The sequence below is a fragment of the Microcoleus sp. K1-B1 genome (assembly GCF_036704705.1).
In the GTDB taxonomy this organism is placed as follows: Bacteria; Cyanobacteriota; Cyanobacteriia; order Cyanobacteriales; family Microcoleaceae; genus Microcoleus.
Window position 1 is genome coordinate 63,896 of the sequence record NZ_JAUBSH010000015.1, and the last position, 16,133, is coordinate 80,028.

Here is a 16,133-nt window from a genome sequence, read left to right on the forward strand (position 1 = left end):
AACACCCTTTTAAGAACAGGCAAGATGTCTGTTCCACAAAAGAGTCTACTTATTGTGGAACAGGCATCTTGCCTGTGCCCGATAGAGGTACAAAATACCAATAACTAACCCAAAGTATACATCCAGCCATCCCTCCCGCAAATCCTCACAATTCCGTCCCAAACTACAGGCGTCGCCTCAAATGACAAACCCGGCTTAAATCTCCCCGATTCTATTACTTTCAAACGGTAAAACTCCCCTTTAGCATTTCTCAAAGCATTCTGATCTCCCGACTTCGCTCGTTCCCAATTCAAATTGAACAAATAAACACCGTTGTATCCCGCACTGATCAGTTTATTGCCATCGGTAAAAATCGGAGTTGAAATTGAAGAACCAATCGCTTTTTTAAATACTATTATCGGAGTATCGTAAGACTGGTTTCGCCAAGGCACAAAAGTTTTTTTACCTGTAATCATATCTTGGGAACCGATGTACAAATTGCCGTCGAGCGCATTTGTGGCAAACAGCGCCGGAAACTCCCCTGAATTGTACTCGTCGTTCAACGCCACCGAGCCAATTATCCCGCCTTCCCAGCTAGACAGTCGGCGATTTCCGGTAGGCAAAAACCATTCAACACTGGCATTCGGTTCTTTATTCGGATTCAGCTTCAGCACTCCGCCGTTGCCCTGAATGTATTGTTTTTCAATCGCACAAAACAGTTTCCCTGATTTAGAAATTACAGCACTTCCATCCAAATCTGAACCAGTATAGAAATCCCAAACTATCTTTTTAGTTTCAATGCTAATACCGTAAATATGACCGGAACCAGCAGCTATAAATATTCTATCTTTGAGCCGTGATGGCGATGACTCCGCTACCAAGTTGCCACGGTGCTTGCTGATATCTGCTGCTGCATAAAGCTGTACTTCTGACAAGATATCTGGCTGTTTAATTCCTTGTTTGAGCTTGGCACTGCTTGTGGAACTATCGAGAAAATAGCCGATCGCATTTTCCCCCGCATTGAACAAAACGCCACCGCCGATGTCCAAAGCGCTGCTGTCATTATCCCGGCTGTAGCTGGGCGTTTTCCTGATGTCTAATTTCCAAAGTTCCTTGCCAGTTCTAAAAGATATTGCCCTAAAACTTGGCACGACACTTTTGCCACCGCCACCACTGCGGCTGCCTTGCAAAATTACAATTTTGTTTTCGGCGCTAGCTTTTTGATCGATATAAATTGTTGATGAACCTTTGATTACATCATCAAACTTATAGCGCCAAACTTCTTTATTGGTGGCAATATCTATTTTTCGCAAATTGTGGTCATAAGCACCTATAATTAAATAAGTTTTTCCCCCGTCTCTGGTAATTGTCGGCTGTCCTGTCCAACCGGCACCGCTCCAAACTACAGACCGCTTTCCCAGAAAAGTCCGGCCACTGCCGAGTTGAAATTTGTCGATTAACTTCAAACTTTTCGGAACACCTCTGCCGTAGAACCGACGCTTGTCGTTACCTAAAAAGGTCGGGACTAATAATTCTATTTCTGGGTCTGCTTTAGCGAGAAGATTGTTAAGATTAGTTTCTAATAAAGCTTGCTCCGAGGATTCAGTTTGGATCAGTCTGATAACAGCAGGAGGAACAGCAGCACTCAGCAAAAATTGTCCTAGCTGTTGATTGAAGGTTCTCCGAGATGATAAGCTCATACTAGATCGAGATAATCAGCCTTAATATTAAAACATAATTATCAACAACAACTCAACTAAAACATCTCGCGCTAAACTGCTATAGAACTGACAAGCTTACTCAGCACGAGTTAAAGTGGATTTGATTATGGTCAACCGTCTTGCTCAATCCCAAAGCCTTTACCTGCGGAAACACGCCGAAAATCCGATCGACTGGTGGCCCTGGTGCGACGAAGCCCTAGAAACGGCCCGAAGCGAAAATAAACCGATTTTCCTGTCAATTGGCTACTCTAGCTGCCACTGGTGTACGGTGATGGAAGGGGAAGCATTTTCCGATCGCGCGATCGCCCAATACATGAATTCGCATTTTATACCGATAAAAGTCGATCGCGAAGAACGCCCGGATATTGACAGCATTTATATGCAAACCTTGCAAATGATGACCGGTCAAGGCGGTTGGCCGCTCAACGTTTTTCTCACTCCAGACGAGCGAGTTCCCTTCTACGGAGGCACTTATTTCCCCGTAGAACCGCGCTACGGACGGCCGGGATTTTTAGAAGTTTTGCAAGCAATTCGCCGCTTTTACGACACAGAAAAAGGCAAAGTAGAAGCCTTCAAAGCAGAGATTTTAGGCAATCTCCAACAGACGGCAGCGCTGTCAGGAGTAACCGCCGAATTAAATCGCGAACTCTTCCAAAAAGGCTTAGAACTCAACACCGGAATTATTGCGGGCAGCAACCCCGGCCCCAGTTTTCCGATGATACCTTATGCTGATCTAGCACTGCGGGGAACGCGATTTAATTTTGAGTCAAAATACGACAGCACACAAGTCTGCACTCAGCGCGGATTAGACTTAGCATTGGGCGGCATTTACGACCACGTAGGAGGCGGATTTCACCGCTATACGGTTGATGCGACTTGGACTGTGCCTCACTTTGAAAAAATGCTCTACGACAACGGTCAAATTGTTGAGTATTTAGCAAATTTGTGGAGCGCGGGAATACAAGAACCCGCTTTTGAAAGTGCGATCGCGGGGACAGTAGAATGGTTGAAGCGAGAAATGATTGCGCCAACAGGCTATTTTTATGCTGCACAGGATGCGGACAGCTTTAACACTTCTGAAGAAGTTGAACCGGAAGAAGGAGCATTTTATGTCTGGACTTATGCCGAACTCGAAGCACTATTAACTGCTGAGGAATTGGCGGAAATTAAAGCACAGTTTACTGTTAGTCGCAGCGGCAATTTTGAAGGCAAGAATGTATTGCAGCGCCGCCATCAGGGAAAAGTGAGCGACACGGTAGAAACGGCTTTGGCTAAACTTTTTGCTGTGCGTTACGGTGCCAAGCCCGATACTGTAAAAACCTTTCCGCCAGCGCGCAACAATCAAGAAGCTAAAAACGACAGTTGGCCGGGTAGAATTCCCGCCGTTACTGACACGAAAATGATTGCTGCTTGGAATAGCTTAATGATTTCGGGTTTAGCCCGCGCTGCGGCTGTTTTTGGGAATTGGGAATATCTGGAATTAGCTGTGAAAGCGGCTAAGTTTATTTTAGAAAATCAGTGGAGGGATGGGCGGTTTCAGCGGTTGAATTATGACGGACAATCTGCTGTTACCGCGCAGTCGGAAGATTATGCTTTGTTTGTGAAAGCATTGTTGGATTTGCACCAAGCAAGTTTGACTTTAGGCAATGGGGAAGAGGCAAAACAGTTGCCGAATTCTCTGTTTTGGTTGGAGAAAGCTGTGCAGGTGCAAGAAGAGTTTGATGAGTTTTTGTGGAGCGTGGAATTGGGAGGATATTACAATACTGCTAAGGATGCTAGCGGAGATTTGTTGGTGCGGGAACGCAGCTATATAGACAATGCAACTCCGGCGGCGAATGGAATTGCGATCGCCTCTTTGGTTCGTCTGGCGCTGTTGGGCCCGAATTTAGAATATCTCGATCGCGCGGAGCAAGGTTTGCAAGCTTTCAGCAGTATTGTACAAGATGCTCCGCAAGCTTGTCCGAGTCTACTTTCGGCGATCGACTGGTATCAGCATTCTACCCTGATTCGCACGACTCCCGACCAGATTTCGGGGTTGATTTCGCAGTATTATCCGACTGCTGTCTGTCAGATTGAGACTGATTTGCCTGAAGGGGTTATCGGGTTAGTTTGCGAGTGTTTGACTTGCAAGGAACCTGCGAAAAGTCAAGAGCGACTGTTGGAGGAAATTGTGCAAAGTCAAACGCGAGTTTAGCACCAATACGGTCTATATTATTGAACCGCGAAGACACCAAGGACGCGAAGGAAGAAGGAGGAAGCAGAAGGAAGAAGTAGATTATCTTCTACCGGGAAGGAAGTGCATCTTCAATCGGCTCCTCAATCTTCTAAAATCTCAACTAAGTTTTCCATTGTCAACAAATGCAAATACTTTCCGGCGGCACGGCAACTCGAACGCTGTCGCCGACTTGGTGTCGCTGCAAGTCATCTCTGTGCAAGTTTTGTCGGCGAAGGGCGATCGAACTTTTAGCAGTCAACCGTACCGTATAGCGCGTATCAGTGCCAATATAAATAGCCTCTTCTACTATTCCCGGCCAGCTATTTTCATCGTCATAATTAGCCGGATAAATAGCAGCTTTTTCTGGCCGCAACACCAGCGTTACAACTTTCCCAGCGGGCATATCTTCTGCTGTCGCAACTAACACGGGCAACTGCTGGTCAACCAACACGATTATTTTACCGTCTTGCTTTTCTACTACTCGACCACTTAAAAAATTACTGTCGCCAATAAAATCAGCAACAAACCGCGTTTTAGGATATTCATAAATATCAACAGGCGTGCCGACTTGTTGCAGTTTTCCTCCATCCATCACTGCAATTCTGTCCGACATCGTTAGTGCTTCTTCCTGATCGTGAGTTACATAAATAAACGTAATTCCCAATTTTCGCTGCATTTTTTTTAATTCTAATTGCATCTCTTTACGCAATTTTAAATCCAGCGCTCCTAAAGGTTCATCCAACAGCAAAACAGACGGCTGTTTGACTAATGCTCTTGCTAGTGCTACTCGCTGCTGCTGTCCCCCTGACAGTTGGCGGGGATAGCGTTTTCCTACCTCGGTTAACTGTACTAATGCTAAGGCTTCAGCAACGCGATCGCCAATTGTTTTCTGAGGCATATTCTCCATTTCCAACCCAAAAGCGACATTTTGTGCTACTGTCATGTGCGGAAATAAAGCATAGTTTTGAAATACCGTATTTACTGGCCGGTGAAATGGCGGGCGATTTTGCATCGGTTGGCCGTGAATGTAAATTTCGCCGGCGGTGGGAATTTCAAAACCAGCGATCATTCGCAAAGTTGTAGTTTTGCCACAGCCAGAAGGGCCGAGTAAAGAAAAGAATTCTCGATCGTAAATTTGCAGGTTGATGTTATCTACAGCTAAGAAATCTTTACTGCGGGCACTTTTAAATATTTTGGAAACTTCTAAAACTTCGACAGAGTGCATTGTGTTAGTATGTGTGAGTATAAAAATCTGAGTTCGAGTCCGGTTAAACTGATATCTTGCACTATTCTCAATTATTTGTTTAGGAACGGGCAAGATGCCCGTTCCACAAGAAAATTAAGTTTTGTGGAACGGGCATCTTGCCCGTTCTTGACGATGGTGCAACTCCAATGCAAACTAAAAATTTAAGTGAACCAGCCCAGGCAGAAACCTGTTTTATATCTACTTTCCGGCCCCTGCTTTAACTTCCGTCCAAGCTCGATCGTACAATGCGGTTGCTGTCCCGACATCCTGCAATAGTTTCATTTTGCCAAACACCTCAGCCGACGGGTAAATTTGAGGATTATTCAAATCTTTCGGGTCAATTAAACCTTGATCGATTGCTGCTTTGTTCGGCGAGCCGAAGTGGGTAAAATTGGAAATTTGAGCGCCGACTTCTGGCTGCAAAATAAAGTTAATAAATTTCTCCGCTAACTCTTTCTGGGGCGCACCTTTGGGAATAGCCATGTTGTCAGAAAAAATGATTGTTCCTTCTTTGGGAATAGCGTAACGGAGATTAGGATTTTCTGTCATCACTTGGAAAATATCACCACTCCATTCCATTGCCAAATTTACTTCTCCTTGATCTAGCATATTTTGCCCGGTGTCGGGGACAAAAGCTGCAATGATATTTTTACTTTTAATCAGCAAATCGCGGGCTTTGTTAATCTCTTCGGGATTGGTTGTATTTGGGTCAAATCCTAAATACATTAAAACTCCTGCTAATGTGTATCTGGCATCGTCTTGCCACGCGACTTTTCCGGTATATTTTGGGTCGAACATCACCCCCCAACTGTTAATTTCTCCCTGGATTGTTTTCACGTTGTAGCCAATTCCCATGGTTCCCCACTGGTAGGGCAGCGAATATTTATTTCCCGGATCAAAAGCTTGATTGATAAACTTAGGTTCTAGGTTCTTTTGGTTGGGAATATTGTTTAAATTCAGCGGCTCAATTATATTTTCTGCGATCATGATTTTCACCATGTAATCGGCGGGAAATATTAAGTCGTAACCGGGGTTTCCCTGTTTGAGTTTGGCATAGAGTGCGTCGCTGTTCTCGAAAGTGTCGTATTGAATCTTAACATTGTTCTCTTTCTCGAATTGGGCGATCGTTTCTGGGGCGATATAACTTGCATAATTGTAAATGCTGAGCACTTGCTGTTGGTTGCCACCTGTGGGGCTACAGCCGAAAGCCACCGTTGCACTCATCACGAACAAAAGTAGGAAAGTCAGCAGGCGTTTCATAGGTTTTGTTAGTTGCAGACAAAAATAATTATGACACAGAAAGCAATTTTTTTAAGTTTTCTGAACTTTTAACGATGATACAACCAGCAACAAAGAAGCCAACAACATCAAAGTTGAAATGGCATTAATCGCTGGCGTCACTGAGAACTTTATCATGCCATAAACAAATAATGGTAGCGTCATGGAACCGACGCCCGTGGTAAAAAATGTCACGACAAAATCGTCCAGCGACAGAGTAAAAGCCAGCAGTGCCGCGCTGAAAATAGCAGGCCAAATCAGAGGGAGAGTGATGCGCCAAAAAGCCCGCCATTCGTTAGCGCCTAAGTCAAAAGCTGCTTGTTCTAATTGAGGATCGAGTTCCGCCAAACGCGCCCTGACAGTAATAGTCACAAAGGAAATATTAAAGACAACATGACCTATAATTACGGTAGGTAAGCCGAGATTCAGGCGAATTCCCGTGAGATTTTCTACGATCCGAAATACTAGGGTAAAGAAAACTAGCAGCGAAATGCCGATCGTAATTTCGGGCATGATAATCGGCAAAAACAGTAAAGCTTCTACAGATTTGCGCCCTGGGAAATGAAAGCGTTCGAGTGCTAGGGCGAGCATTGTACCAAAAATTGTCGCTAACACCGTCGAAATAGCTGCAATTAGCAAGCTGTTGTTGAGTGCTGTCCAGATTCCGGCGCTGCTACTCGTAGCAATCGTCGCCCCTGCATTGCTAAACAAACTGCGATACCAATCGAGGGTAAAGCCGCGCCAAACGGCATTGAATCTGGAGGCGTTAAAGGAGTAAATAATTAAGATGAGAATTGGCAAGTAAAGAAAGGCTAATGCTAGTACAGCTTGTACCCAAAGCCACTTTTTGCCGATCGCCCGCACGAGTAAATCTAGTTTAGTCATTAGTCAAAAATAGGTTTGCCTGTAGCGGCGGGTTTTAAAGACAATCTGTGCCTAAGAGCAATAATCTCATAAACCCGCCCCCACCCAACTGTAAATCTCAATCTACCTGTTTAAGTTTCATCAGATACGCGGAAGTAAATTAAAACCGGAATCAATATGATTACCGTCAACAGCATAGAAAGCGCCGAACCAAAAGGCCAATCGCGGGCTTTCATAAACTGATTTTGAATCAAATTTCCTACCATAACTGTTTTAGAACCACCCAATATATCCGGTGTGATGAAAGCGCCGACAGCGGGAACAAAAACTAAAATCGAGCCTGCAACTATACCGCGAGTTGTTAATGGTAAAAATACGCGCCAGAAAGTGCGAATATCATTTGCCCCTAAATCGTGAGCGGCTTCTACCAATGAAAAATTGAAGCGTTCTATGCTAGAATATAAAGGCAGAACCATGAAAGGTAAATAGCCGTAAATAAGACCGATCGCCACAGCGAAAGGCGTAAAAAGCAAGTTTAACGGTTCGCTAATAATTTGCAAGCTTTGCAAGGCTGTGTTAACTACTCCTTCGCTACGCAGCAGTATGATCCAGGCGTAGGTTCTCACTAAAAAATTAGTCCAAAATGGAATAATTACCAGCAAAAGCAAAGCATTTCGCCAGCGAGGAGAACGAGTCGCGATGAAGAATGCTAGGGGATAGCCAATTAACAAGCAAGTGGCTGTTGTTAGAAAAGCCAGCCAGAGCGATCGCCCAATTACTCCTAAAAAAAGTCCACTGAACAAACGCTGGTAGTTGCTGAGAGTAAATACCCAAGTAACGCCGCCGTAAGTACCGCGTTCTAAGAAACTGTACAACAGTACAATTAGCACTGGCAAAATGAAGAAAACCATCAGCCATGCCGTAGCGGGAAATAAGAGCAGCAACAGGTTAGTCTGCTGGCGGTTTTTGACACTCATTATTTACTCAAGCGAAATTTAGCACATAATGCAACACATTTTATATCAAATCCGCATTTTATGAATTATGTCATCATTAATAAATTATCAAGAGGTACGCAATGTCAGCAGAATCGTCAACCCCCAAAATAGTCGTCGTCGGTGCAGGATGGGCCGGTTTAGGCGCTACCTATCACCTAGCCCAGCAAGGCTATGACGTAACTTTGTTAGAAGCAGGCCCTTATCCGGGTGGCTTAGTTGCAGGGTGGAAAACCGCCGGCGGGCGTTCCGTAGAAGCTGGGATTCATGGCTTCTGGTATCCCTACCAAAATATCTTTTCCTTAGTCAAGAAATTAGGACTCGATCCGTTCACGCCTTGGACTCGTTCTTGTCAGTATTCACCGGCGGGATTGGAAGTAGAATCGCCGATTTTTCAGGACGAACCGCGCCTTCCCACACCGTTAGGAACCTTTCTTTACACCAGATTTAAAAGGCTGCCATTAGTCGATCGGCTTTCAGCCTTACCCTTACTCTACGCCGTCCTAGATTTCGACAATTCCGACGAAGCTTGGCGCAGGTACGATCGCGTCACCGCCCGCGAACTATTCAAACAGTTTGGCGTTTCTGCAAGACTGTACCGCGATGCTTTTGAACCGATGTTATTAGTAGGTTTATTTGCACCAGGAGAACAATGTTCTGCTGCCGCAGCTTTGGGAATGCTTTATTATTTTATATTAGCACACCAACCGGATTTTGATGTAGTTTGGTGTCGCGGCACAGTCGGAGAAAAAATCTTTCGTCCCTGGGTCGAACGCATTGAAAAACTCGGTGCAAAAGTATTGACTCAGCGGCGAGTTACTGATTTAATACTTGACAGCAACAACCGAGCCACAGGCGTTGTTTGCGGCGAAGAAACCTTCGATGCAGATGCAGTTATTTTTGCAGTTGGCATCACGGGAATGCAAAAAATTATCAGCAGCAGCCCAGCTTTGCAAAGTCGCCAAGAGTTTCGGGACGCGATGAATTTGGGTGCAGTTGACGTGTTAGCTGTTCGCCTGTGGTTTGACCGAAAAATTGACATCCCGCTGCCTTCTAATGCCTGTTTTGGATTTAGTTCAACTACTGGTTGGACGTTTTTTGATTTGAATGCTTTGCACGACGAATTTCGAGACGAACCGGGAACAGTTGTCGAAGCTGACTTTTATCACGCAAATCAATTAATTCCCCTGAAAGATGAGGAAATTGTTTCCTTAGTTCAGCGGGATTTAGCCACTTGTATTCCCGCTTTTCGGGAGGCAAAAGTAATTGACAGCAGCGCGATTCGGCTGTCGCGGGCGGTGACGCATTTTGCCCCTGGCAGCTATCAGTATTTGTTGCCTGCGGTAACAAGTTATGATAATGTATTTATGAGCGGCGATTGGGTTGTGACCCGCCACGGTTCTTGGTCGCAGGAAAAGGCTTATGTTACTGGTTTGGAGGCGGCCAATTTGGTGATTTCGCGTTTCGGAATCGGGAACAAAGCGGCAATTATTCCCGTGGAAGCTGACGAACCGCACATTCAAATCGGGAGAAAGATTAATCAGTTTACACGCAGTTTGACTAAAACATTCATTCCTGATTTTTGGCTGCCATAATAAGAAGGAAGTTGGGCAACGAGCAGTGTACGGGATTTAACGGATGGAAGGAAGAAGGAAGACGGAATTTCTTGCTTGAAGCGGTAAGGTGCGCGGCCCGGCGCACCCTACATATAGACTAATAACCAATGACCAATGACTAATGATACTATCTTCAAAAAAGAATGCGACTTTAGACAAGCTCGAAACCACGAGCCTCATCAGTCATGGCCAATCTAAAATCTAAAATCTACAATCTAAAATCGCTTGACTATCGCCAATAAGGACGGCCCTTCCAAAAAACTCCCACCGTAACTCCTATTAGTGCAGTTTCTGATAAACTGGCTAAAGAAGCAGGTATGGGCAGGAATGACTTTAACAGCAAACCCAGGAGTAGGCACAAAACTAAAACCCACAAACTCACTCGGTTCAGCAAAAATTGCTGCTGCCAATACTCTAAAAAGTAAACCGCTAAAGCCCCAATTCCCAATGCGATAGCGAAAGGTATCAATATCCCCAGCGAGGAACCGAAGAGAAGCGTAAAGACCTTCCCGAATACTTCCGACTGAATCAAGCCCCACACTAAAAATAACTCCAATCCAACCACGATGCAGTTGACGAGGGCGGAAATTTGCAGCATTTCTCGCCAAGGTAAAAGTTTTAAGCGCCGCAGAAAATTGCTCACGATCGGCAGATTAGGTAGGTTGCTTTGATTTTATAACAGTTTTGCCCTGGCGATCGACCTTTGATGACAATTTGTGAAGTAAAATAAAGATATAGAGCAGTCTCTTGACAAATTCACCCAGAGTACCTGCCTATTAGTTGTTGGAACCGTGAAAGGAAAAAAGTTATGGTGGAGAACACTGTCGATTGTGCTGTAGCTTGCGTCAATGGCTGCGTTCTGGGCGACAAGTGCCCGAAGCGGGAATACGCAGAAGCAACATCCAACTTTATTGAAAATACTTCTCTGGATAAAATGCTAGAAATAGCAGAGGAAGCGGTGAGAAGGAAACGGATGGAACCCCCCAAATGGGTAATTCCTGATTTTCCAGAATAGAATTAGCCTCCCTATTAAAAAGCGATCGCCCTTTTCAAACGGGCGATCGCTTTTTGTATTCCCAATGAAATAGCTGCTCAAAATCCATATATTTCCTGAGATAGAAGCTAAAAGCTTAAATAGCAATTTATAATATCACTTAATTATAGCGATAAGCCATTACTAAAAACTATTCAGAGCAAGCCAAATTCAGACATTTTTAATTTAATTGAGTTCAAAAACAAACAGGAGTAAGTATCGTGGCACAGCAAAAAAAACGCAACACACAAAAAACAACAGAACGCGATAATGTGGGCGAATTGCCTCAAGAAATTACCGAATCTTACGGTACCGGCGTAATTGATCAACCGGGAGTGACCCAAGACGACATAACAACCCTGCAGGACAGCAGTTCGGAATACTCTTCGGCCAGTTCCCAAATCGGTGGCGAAGATGGTGATCCGGCTGCGGAACAAGAAAGTGCCACTGGCGAGCAATCGGTGGGTGGAACCGCGCCTACTCCCGACCTGGATATGGTTGACGAACTCGGAGCCGCTGCGGGCATAGAAATGCCCGATGGGGCTATTTTGCACACAACAAATATGCTTGAACATCGAGATGAAAGTCGCTGGGAATTAGACCCTAGTTCTGCGGAAGATTATCAGGAACGACCGGATTTTTAGGTATATTTTTCACCCAAAAATAGGTAGTATAATAGGAGCGGGTTCACCAGTATCCATACTTCATATCCCAAGTATTTGTAAATCCGCCCCTCATCACTTTTGCTCTCGCAACACATATCCAAATCCCCGAACAGTATGCAGCCGGCGTTTTGAGTTACTTGCTTCTAACTTAATCCGTAACGCACGAATATACACTTCAATAATGTTTGACTCGCCCCTAAAATCGTAACCCCAAACTTTTTCTAAAATCCGGTCGCGGGTAATGACTTGACGGGGATTTTACAGCCTAAATTCTAACTAATTCAACTCTTTGGCAGTGAGTTCAATTAGTTGACTGCCTCGATATAGTTCACGGGTTAAACCGTTTAATATTATCTCTTCAAATTATAACTTATCCGGGTCATTTGGTTGAGTTCGGTGCAGACGTGCTTTCACTCTCGCTAGGAGTTCTTCAATACTGAAAAGCCAGTAACATATAGGCTCAACGTGATGCAGGGAATTAGTTGCTAATCGGCACTGACATTACCGCCAGCAGTTTTCATTTCCCTGAGAACAAAGTAATTGCTTAATTGCCTAATTGAGAAACCTGTAGCTCACCCAACTGACAACTGCTATATCTTCTTATTGCTCAACATCTCCGGTGAATTACCCCTCATAAAGCGTGTTGGTAGTCAGGACTTTAGCCCTCTATATGGGGGTGAATAATCACTATTAGTCCTGACTAGCAAATTCCTGTGCTTAGATCACCGGGTATGATATTATGTATCGCAAAAACCGGGTTGATGAAGCCAACCCTCTTCAACAAAAAGCTGATCTATGGAATTTAAAGATTTTCTGGCTTTGCTGCATCCTATTTTAGCTGTAGCGATTGTTTTTCCTATGCTTGGTATTGTTCTCAATATGGCGTGGCAAACTATGCAGCGTCGCAAGCAAATTACGATCGACATCAAGAGCAAAATTCCACCTGTAGTCGGTCCAGAACACGTCAAAGCAGGTCGAATTCTGTCAGGTTCTGTAGTAGGAGTGACCTTGTTGGGTCTAGCCTACCCGATTTTTGAGCATATTTTGAGCAAGGATGTTTGGAGCAAAAACTCGTTTCAGGTCATTTTCATTGTGCTGATGTTTGTTGCAACTGTCGCCTCTTTGGTCATGCTATATCGAGCGACACCCGCTTTATGGCGCGGCATATTTGCGACCCTAACAGGTACGGGTTTGGTAATTCTTGGCACTCAAGATGGCGTTTATCGGCGAACCAATGAATGGTATTGGTCTCACTACTACATTGGCATCGCCGCTGCGCTAATTATGGTTTTCTCCCTTGCCATCATTGAAGACATTTACAAAGACCGCTCAAATCGCTGGCGCACTATCCATGTGATCTTGAACTCGATCGCTGTGCTGCTCTTTCTGGGACAGGGAATGACCGGAACCAGGGATTTATTAGAAATTCCTCTAAACTGGCAGAAACCCTATATTTATACCTGTGATTTCACCAATAAGACCTGCCCAAAACCGTGAGCGATCGCATTACTTCGAGATTCCCGTCTAAAATTAGTAGAAATTAGAGCAATAAACCCGGTTTCTGAATTTAACAAAGTCCTCGTATCAACAGGAGTGAGAACGAGAAACCGAGTTTATGAAGCTCCGATTGCGTCAGTTCTAATTATTCATAAATCTTAATCATTGCGAGTCAAACCCTGAAGGCTAACTTGCAAAATCGACAAACCCAAAATTAGCAAAAACAAAACCAGCCCGATCGTACAAGCATAGCCAATTTCCAAATCCTTAAAAGCCCGTTCGTAAAGATAATAAACAACAGTCTTAGAACTATTGCGCGGCCCGCCCTGAGTCATAATATAAACTTCTTCAAAAACCTTAGTAGCAGAAATCGCAGAAATTACCGCTACCAAAACTAAATAAGGCTTCATCAGTGGCACAGTAATATCCCAATGCTTTCCCAAACCATCAGAACCATCAATAGCAGCCGCCTCATAAAGCTCTGCCGGAATAGCTTGCAGCCCTGCCAAATAAATCACCATGTAATAGCCCAATCCTTTCCAGATAGTAACCGCCATGACGCTAAAGATTGCTAACTTCGGATTAGCCAGCCAAGAAACAGGAGGTAAACCCAACAATTCCCCTAACTGATTCAGCAGTCCAGTCTCAGCAAACAGCCACTTCCAAGCAATCCCGGCGACAACCATTGAAATCACCGCCGGCGTGTAGTATGCGGCTCGAAACCAGTTCATCCCCTTAAGTTTTTGGTTGCACAAAATCGCCATTCCCAACGGTAAAACAACCAATACAGGCACAACGCAGGTGAGATACAGCAGCGTATTCGTCAAAGTTTGCCAAAATGTGCGATCGCCCCACAACCTCTCAAAATTCTTCAACCCCACCCACTGCGGCATTTGAGTTAAATCATATTCGTAGTTGGTAAAACTCAAATAAAAAGCTTGCACCGCCGGCCACAAAACAGTCAAACTCAAAATAAATAAAGCCGGTAGCAAAAAGAAATAAGGCGTCAAATAGCGTCGAGAAAAAGTCACAGACATAAATTAATTATTAGTTATTGGTTATTAGTTATTTTACTCGTTAACAGGCTCTGCCTGGTAACGCATATCCGGAGGCTCGGCCTCCAATTTTCCTACTAACAAGCGAGGCAGAGCCTCTGGACATTGATTCCCAGGCATAGCCTGGGAACCATTTATAAAACTCGCATTTTACTCGTTAACAGGCTCTGCCTGGTAACGCATATCCGGAGGCTCGGCCTCCAATTTTCCTACTAACAAGCGAGGCAGAGCCTCTGGACATTGATTCCCAGGCATAGCCTGGGAACCATTTATAAAACTCGCATTTGTAGGGTGCTATTCGGCACACCTGCGCTGAATCCTTGAAAATATTTCTTGTCCCCCCCTTATTAAGGGGGGTTAGGGGGGATCTAGACTTCGACCCTACAAACAATAGTTATTTAACTCCAGAAAACAAAGCCTGCCACTCTCCGGGAGAACTGCCATTTTCCCCCTCTTTTACCTCAAAAGTAACGTTGCAAGCTTGAGGTTGTTCCAAAGCCTGCACACACAATTCTGCAATATCTTCCCGACTGACTTTGCCCCTAATATTGTCTCCTTGCTCAAATATTAAAGCTTTGCCTCCCGGTTCTTCAGTCAAAGCGCAAGGTCTGACAACAGTATAAGGTATGCCGCTCGATCGCACGCAATCTTCCCCTTTCAACTTCCAAGTCAAAATCCCCCCCAACATATCATTCATTCTGACGGCAGGCGGTTCTTCTTCCAAGTTAATTCCAGGGCGGCCCGGGCGGGTAACTCCTGCCGAACTGACCATCACAAATCGCGGCAAGGTCTGTCCCCCATCAGCTTTAATAGATTCTAACTCCAGTTGAAAAATACCCGGTGTAAATTTCGGGTTGAGCGCGCCATCATATTCAAACTTGCTCAACATTAACTGAAAAGAAAAAATACTGCTGGCATCAAATTTAGAGCCATCTTTGACAGTTTTGGCGCGGAATACTGGAATTAACTCATCAAAGGGAACAGTGACAGTAATCCAGATATTGTAAACAGTATCGAACGAATAGCAATAGCCAATTCCATCCCATTTAGCTTCGCTGCGAACAATCAATTTGTAGCGCTTGCCGTCTCCTTTGACACGTAGTTGGAGGCCGCTACATCCTGCGAGATTAAGCGGAGGATCAAAGTTGCGGGTACGCACCGAAGCAAAGCCGCCCGAGTTGGCAGTAGAAACATTGCCTGTGAAGATAGCTGTATTGTCTGTAAGTACGATCGAACTTTCGCTGGTGCCGCCCATTACGATGTCGTCGAGGGCACCCCAAGTTTCTTTTAAATCTTGGCTGGGTTTTGTGAAGTCAAAAATTGTTTTTTCGCCTGCTTGAATTAGCTGGCGGCGAACAGCTTGCACTAAATTATTGAGGCCTTTGTATTCGACTATTTCGGGAACATCGACCACTTCCGGCATATAAAATTTCATGCCTTGATAGTATTTTTCCCTGGTTGGGGTGTCTCCTTCTACTGGTTGAACTTTGGTGCCGGTGCAGCAGATAACTGCTTCTATGCCCTCGGTTACTAACGGTGTTAGGGTTTCTGGCAGAGTGATATCTCCTTCGACTAATTCGACATTTTTGCCGATAATTTCTGTTGCTCTTTTGGTATCTCTGACGAGGCAGCGTACTCTATATCCCCGCTGTTGCAGCCGCTTCACAACTCGCTTCCCGACGCCGCCGGTGGCACCGGCTACCAGTATAAGTTTGGGTTGCTCTTTTTTAGTGTTGCTGCTGCTTCCAAAGAGTTGTTGCAGCCAGCTAATGCTGCCAATGAAGGGAATGACGCCGAAATAAGCCAAGGTTTTGAGAAACCGGCCGGCATCCCATTGGGCGGTTTTTTTTTCAGTCATACTAGCTTCCTCTGAATTGGCTCAAATCTACTTAGCTGCTTTTGTATTTTAATCGAATTTTCGATTTTTGAATTTGGTCGATTTCCTAGCCTTTGGGATACCTTCGCTAGC

Annotated in this window: 13 protein-coding genes and 1 pseudogene; 5 read left to right on the forward strand and 9 right to left on the reverse strand. The window is 44.7% G+C overall.

What is annotated here, in order from left to right; genetic code table 11:
• Window positions 1-104: 104 nt before the first annotated feature.
• A complete protein-coding gene (locus tag QUA83_RS08155; RefSeq protein WP_333292482.1) occupies window positions 105-1,679 on the reverse strand; it encodes an outer membrane protein assembly factor BamB family protein in 1,575 nt (524 codons plus the stop codon).
• Window positions 1,680-1,806: 127 nt separating this feature from the next.
• Between QUA83_RS08155 and QUA83_RS08160 the strand changes: the two genes are divergently transcribed.
• On the forward strand, window positions 1,807-3,894 hold the full coding sequence (locus QUA83_RS08160) for a thioredoxin domain-containing protein (RefSeq protein ID WP_333292483.1): 2,088 nt from the start codon (window positions 1,807-1,809) through the stop codon (window positions 3,892-3,894).
• Between the two features lie 157 nt (window positions 3,895-4,051).
• On the opposite strand, the gene QUA83_RS08165 is transcribed toward QUA83_RS08160, so the two are convergent.
• The 4 genes from QUA83_RS08165 to QUA83_RS08180 form a co-directional block, all read right to left on the reverse strand.
• Window positions 4,052-5,140: an ABC transporter ATP-binding protein gene (locus QUA83_RS08165; protein WP_333292484.1), complete on the reverse strand. Its 1,089-nt coding sequence runs from the start codon at window positions 5,138-5,140 to the stop codon at window positions 4,052-4,054.
• 219 nt (window positions 5,141-5,359) lie between these two features.
• Complete coding sequence (locus tag QUA83_RS08170; RefSeq protein ID WP_333292485.1) at window positions 5,360-6,421, reverse strand: spermidine/putrescine ABC transporter substrate-binding protein; 1,062 nt, start codon at window positions 6,419-6,421, stop codon at window positions 5,360-5,362.
• 51 nt (window positions 6,422-6,472) lie between these two features.
• A complete protein-coding gene (locus QUA83_RS08175; RefSeq protein ID WP_333292486.1) occupies window positions 6,473-7,324 on the reverse strand; it encodes an ABC transporter permease in 852 nt (283 codons plus the stop codon).
• 110 nt (window positions 7,325-7,434) lie between these two features.
• The gene (locus tag QUA83_RS08180; RefSeq protein ID WP_333292487.1) at window positions 7,435-8,280 is read right to left on the reverse strand and encodes an ABC transporter permease; all 846 of its coding nucleotides are present in this window, start codon (window positions 8,278-8,280) and stop codon (window positions 7,435-7,437) included.
• A gap of 101 nt (window positions 8,281-8,381) precedes the next feature.
• Between QUA83_RS08180 and QUA83_RS08185 the strand changes: the two genes are divergently transcribed.
• Window positions 8,382-9,893 carry an FAD-dependent oxidoreductase gene (locus QUA83_RS08185; RefSeq protein WP_333292488.1) on the forward strand — a complete coding sequence of 504 codons (1,512 nt, stop codon included), beginning with the start codon at window positions 8,382-8,384 and terminating at the stop codon, window positions 9,891-9,893.
• 250 nt (window positions 9,894-10,143) lie between these two features.
• Here QUA83_RS08185 and QUA83_RS08190 read toward each other — a convergent pair whose 3' ends face one another.
• Window positions 10,144-10,557, reverse strand: a complete 414-nt coding sequence (locus tag QUA83_RS08190; protein ID WP_333292489.1) for a peptide chain release factor 1 — start codon at window positions 10,555-10,557, stop codon at window positions 10,144-10,146.
• Window positions 10,558-10,722: 165 nt separating this feature from the next.
• Here QUA83_RS08190 and QUA83_RS08195 point away from each other — a divergent pair, with 165 nt between their 5' ends.
• Window positions 10,723-10,929: a hypothetical protein gene (locus QUA83_RS08195; protein ID WP_190734170.1), complete on the forward strand. Its 207-nt coding sequence runs from the start codon at window positions 10,723-10,725 to the stop codon at window positions 10,927-10,929.
• Between the two features lie 239 nt (window positions 10,930-11,168).
• A complete protein-coding gene (locus QUA83_RS08200; RefSeq protein WP_333292490.1) occupies window positions 11,169-11,591 on the forward strand; it encodes a DUF6335 family protein in 423 nt (140 codons plus the stop codon).
• A gap of 93 nt (window positions 11,592-11,684) precedes the next feature.
• Here QUA83_RS08200 and QUA83_RS08205 read toward each other — a convergent pair.
• Window positions 11,685-11,858, reverse strand: a pseudogene (locus tag QUA83_RS08205) (winged helix-turn-helix domain-containing protein); the annotation flags it as partial.
• 549 nt (window positions 11,859-12,407) lie between these two features.
• Here QUA83_RS08205 and QUA83_RS08210 point away from each other — a divergent pair.
• Window positions 12,408-13,109: a DUF4079 domain-containing protein gene (locus QUA83_RS08210; RefSeq protein ID WP_333292491.1), complete on the forward strand. Its 702-nt coding sequence runs from the start codon at window positions 12,408-12,410 to the stop codon at window positions 13,107-13,109.
• A gap of 158 nt (window positions 13,110-13,267) precedes the next feature.
• Here QUA83_RS08210 and QUA83_RS08215 read toward each other — a convergent pair whose 3' ends face one another.
• Together QUA83_RS08215 and QUA83_RS08220 are read right to left on the reverse strand one after the other, a co-directional pair.
• Complete coding sequence (locus QUA83_RS08215; protein WP_333292492.1) at window positions 13,268-14,146, reverse strand: sugar ABC transporter permease; 879 nt, start codon at window positions 14,144-14,146, stop codon at window positions 13,268-13,270.
• Window positions 14,147-14,558: 412 nt separating this feature from the next.
• Window positions 14,559-16,022, reverse strand: coding sequence for a CIA30 family protein (locus tag QUA83_RS08220; protein WP_333292493.1), 1,464 nt, complete (start codon window positions 16,020-16,022; stop codon window positions 14,559-14,561).
• Window positions 16,023-16,133 lie beyond the last annotated feature (111 nt).

Excerpts from the sequence above, each read along its gene's own strand:
- QUA83_RS08155 (WP_333292482.1), bottom strand. The coding sequence starts at position 1,679 with ATGAGCTTATCATCTCGGAGAACCTTCAATCAACAGCTAGGACAATTT.
- QUA83_RS08160 (WP_333292483.1), top strand. The coding sequence starts at position 1,807 with ATGGTCAACCGTCTTGCTCAATCCCAAAGCCTTTACCTGCGGAAACAC.
- QUA83_RS08165 (WP_333292484.1), bottom strand. The coding sequence starts at position 5,140 with ATGCACTCTGTCGAAGTTTTAGAAGTTTCCAAAATATTTAAAAGTGCC.
- QUA83_RS08170 (WP_333292485.1), bottom strand. The coding sequence starts at position 6,421 with ATGAAACGCCTGCTGACTTTCCTACTTTTGTTCGTGATGAGTGCAACG.
- QUA83_RS08175 (WP_333292486.1), bottom strand. The coding sequence starts at position 7,324 with ATGACTAAACTAGATTTACTCGTGCGGGCGATCGGCAAAAAGTGGCTT.
- QUA83_RS08180 (WP_333292487.1), bottom strand. The coding sequence starts at position 8,280 with ATGAGTGTCAAAAACCGCCAGCAGACTAACCTGTTGCTGCTCTTATTT.
- QUA83_RS08185 (WP_333292488.1), top strand. The coding sequence starts at position 8,382 with ATGTCAGCAGAATCGTCAACCCCCAAAATAGTCGTCGTCGGTGCAGGA.
- QUA83_RS08195 (WP_190734170.1), top strand. The coding sequence starts at position 10,723 with ATGGTGGAGAACACTGTCGATTGTGCTGTAGCTTGCGTCAATGGCTGC.
- QUA83_RS08210 (WP_333292491.1), top strand. The coding sequence starts at position 12,408 with ATGGAATTTAAAGATTTTCTGGCTTTGCTGCATCCTATTTTAGCTGTA.
- QUA83_RS08215 (WP_333292492.1), bottom strand. The coding sequence starts at position 14,146 with ATGTCTGTGACTTTTTCTCGACGCTATTTGACGCCTTATTTCTTTTTG.
- QUA83_RS08220 (WP_333292493.1), bottom strand. The coding sequence starts at position 16,022 with ATGACTGAAAAAAAAACCGCCCAATGGGATGCCGGCCGGTTTCTCAAA.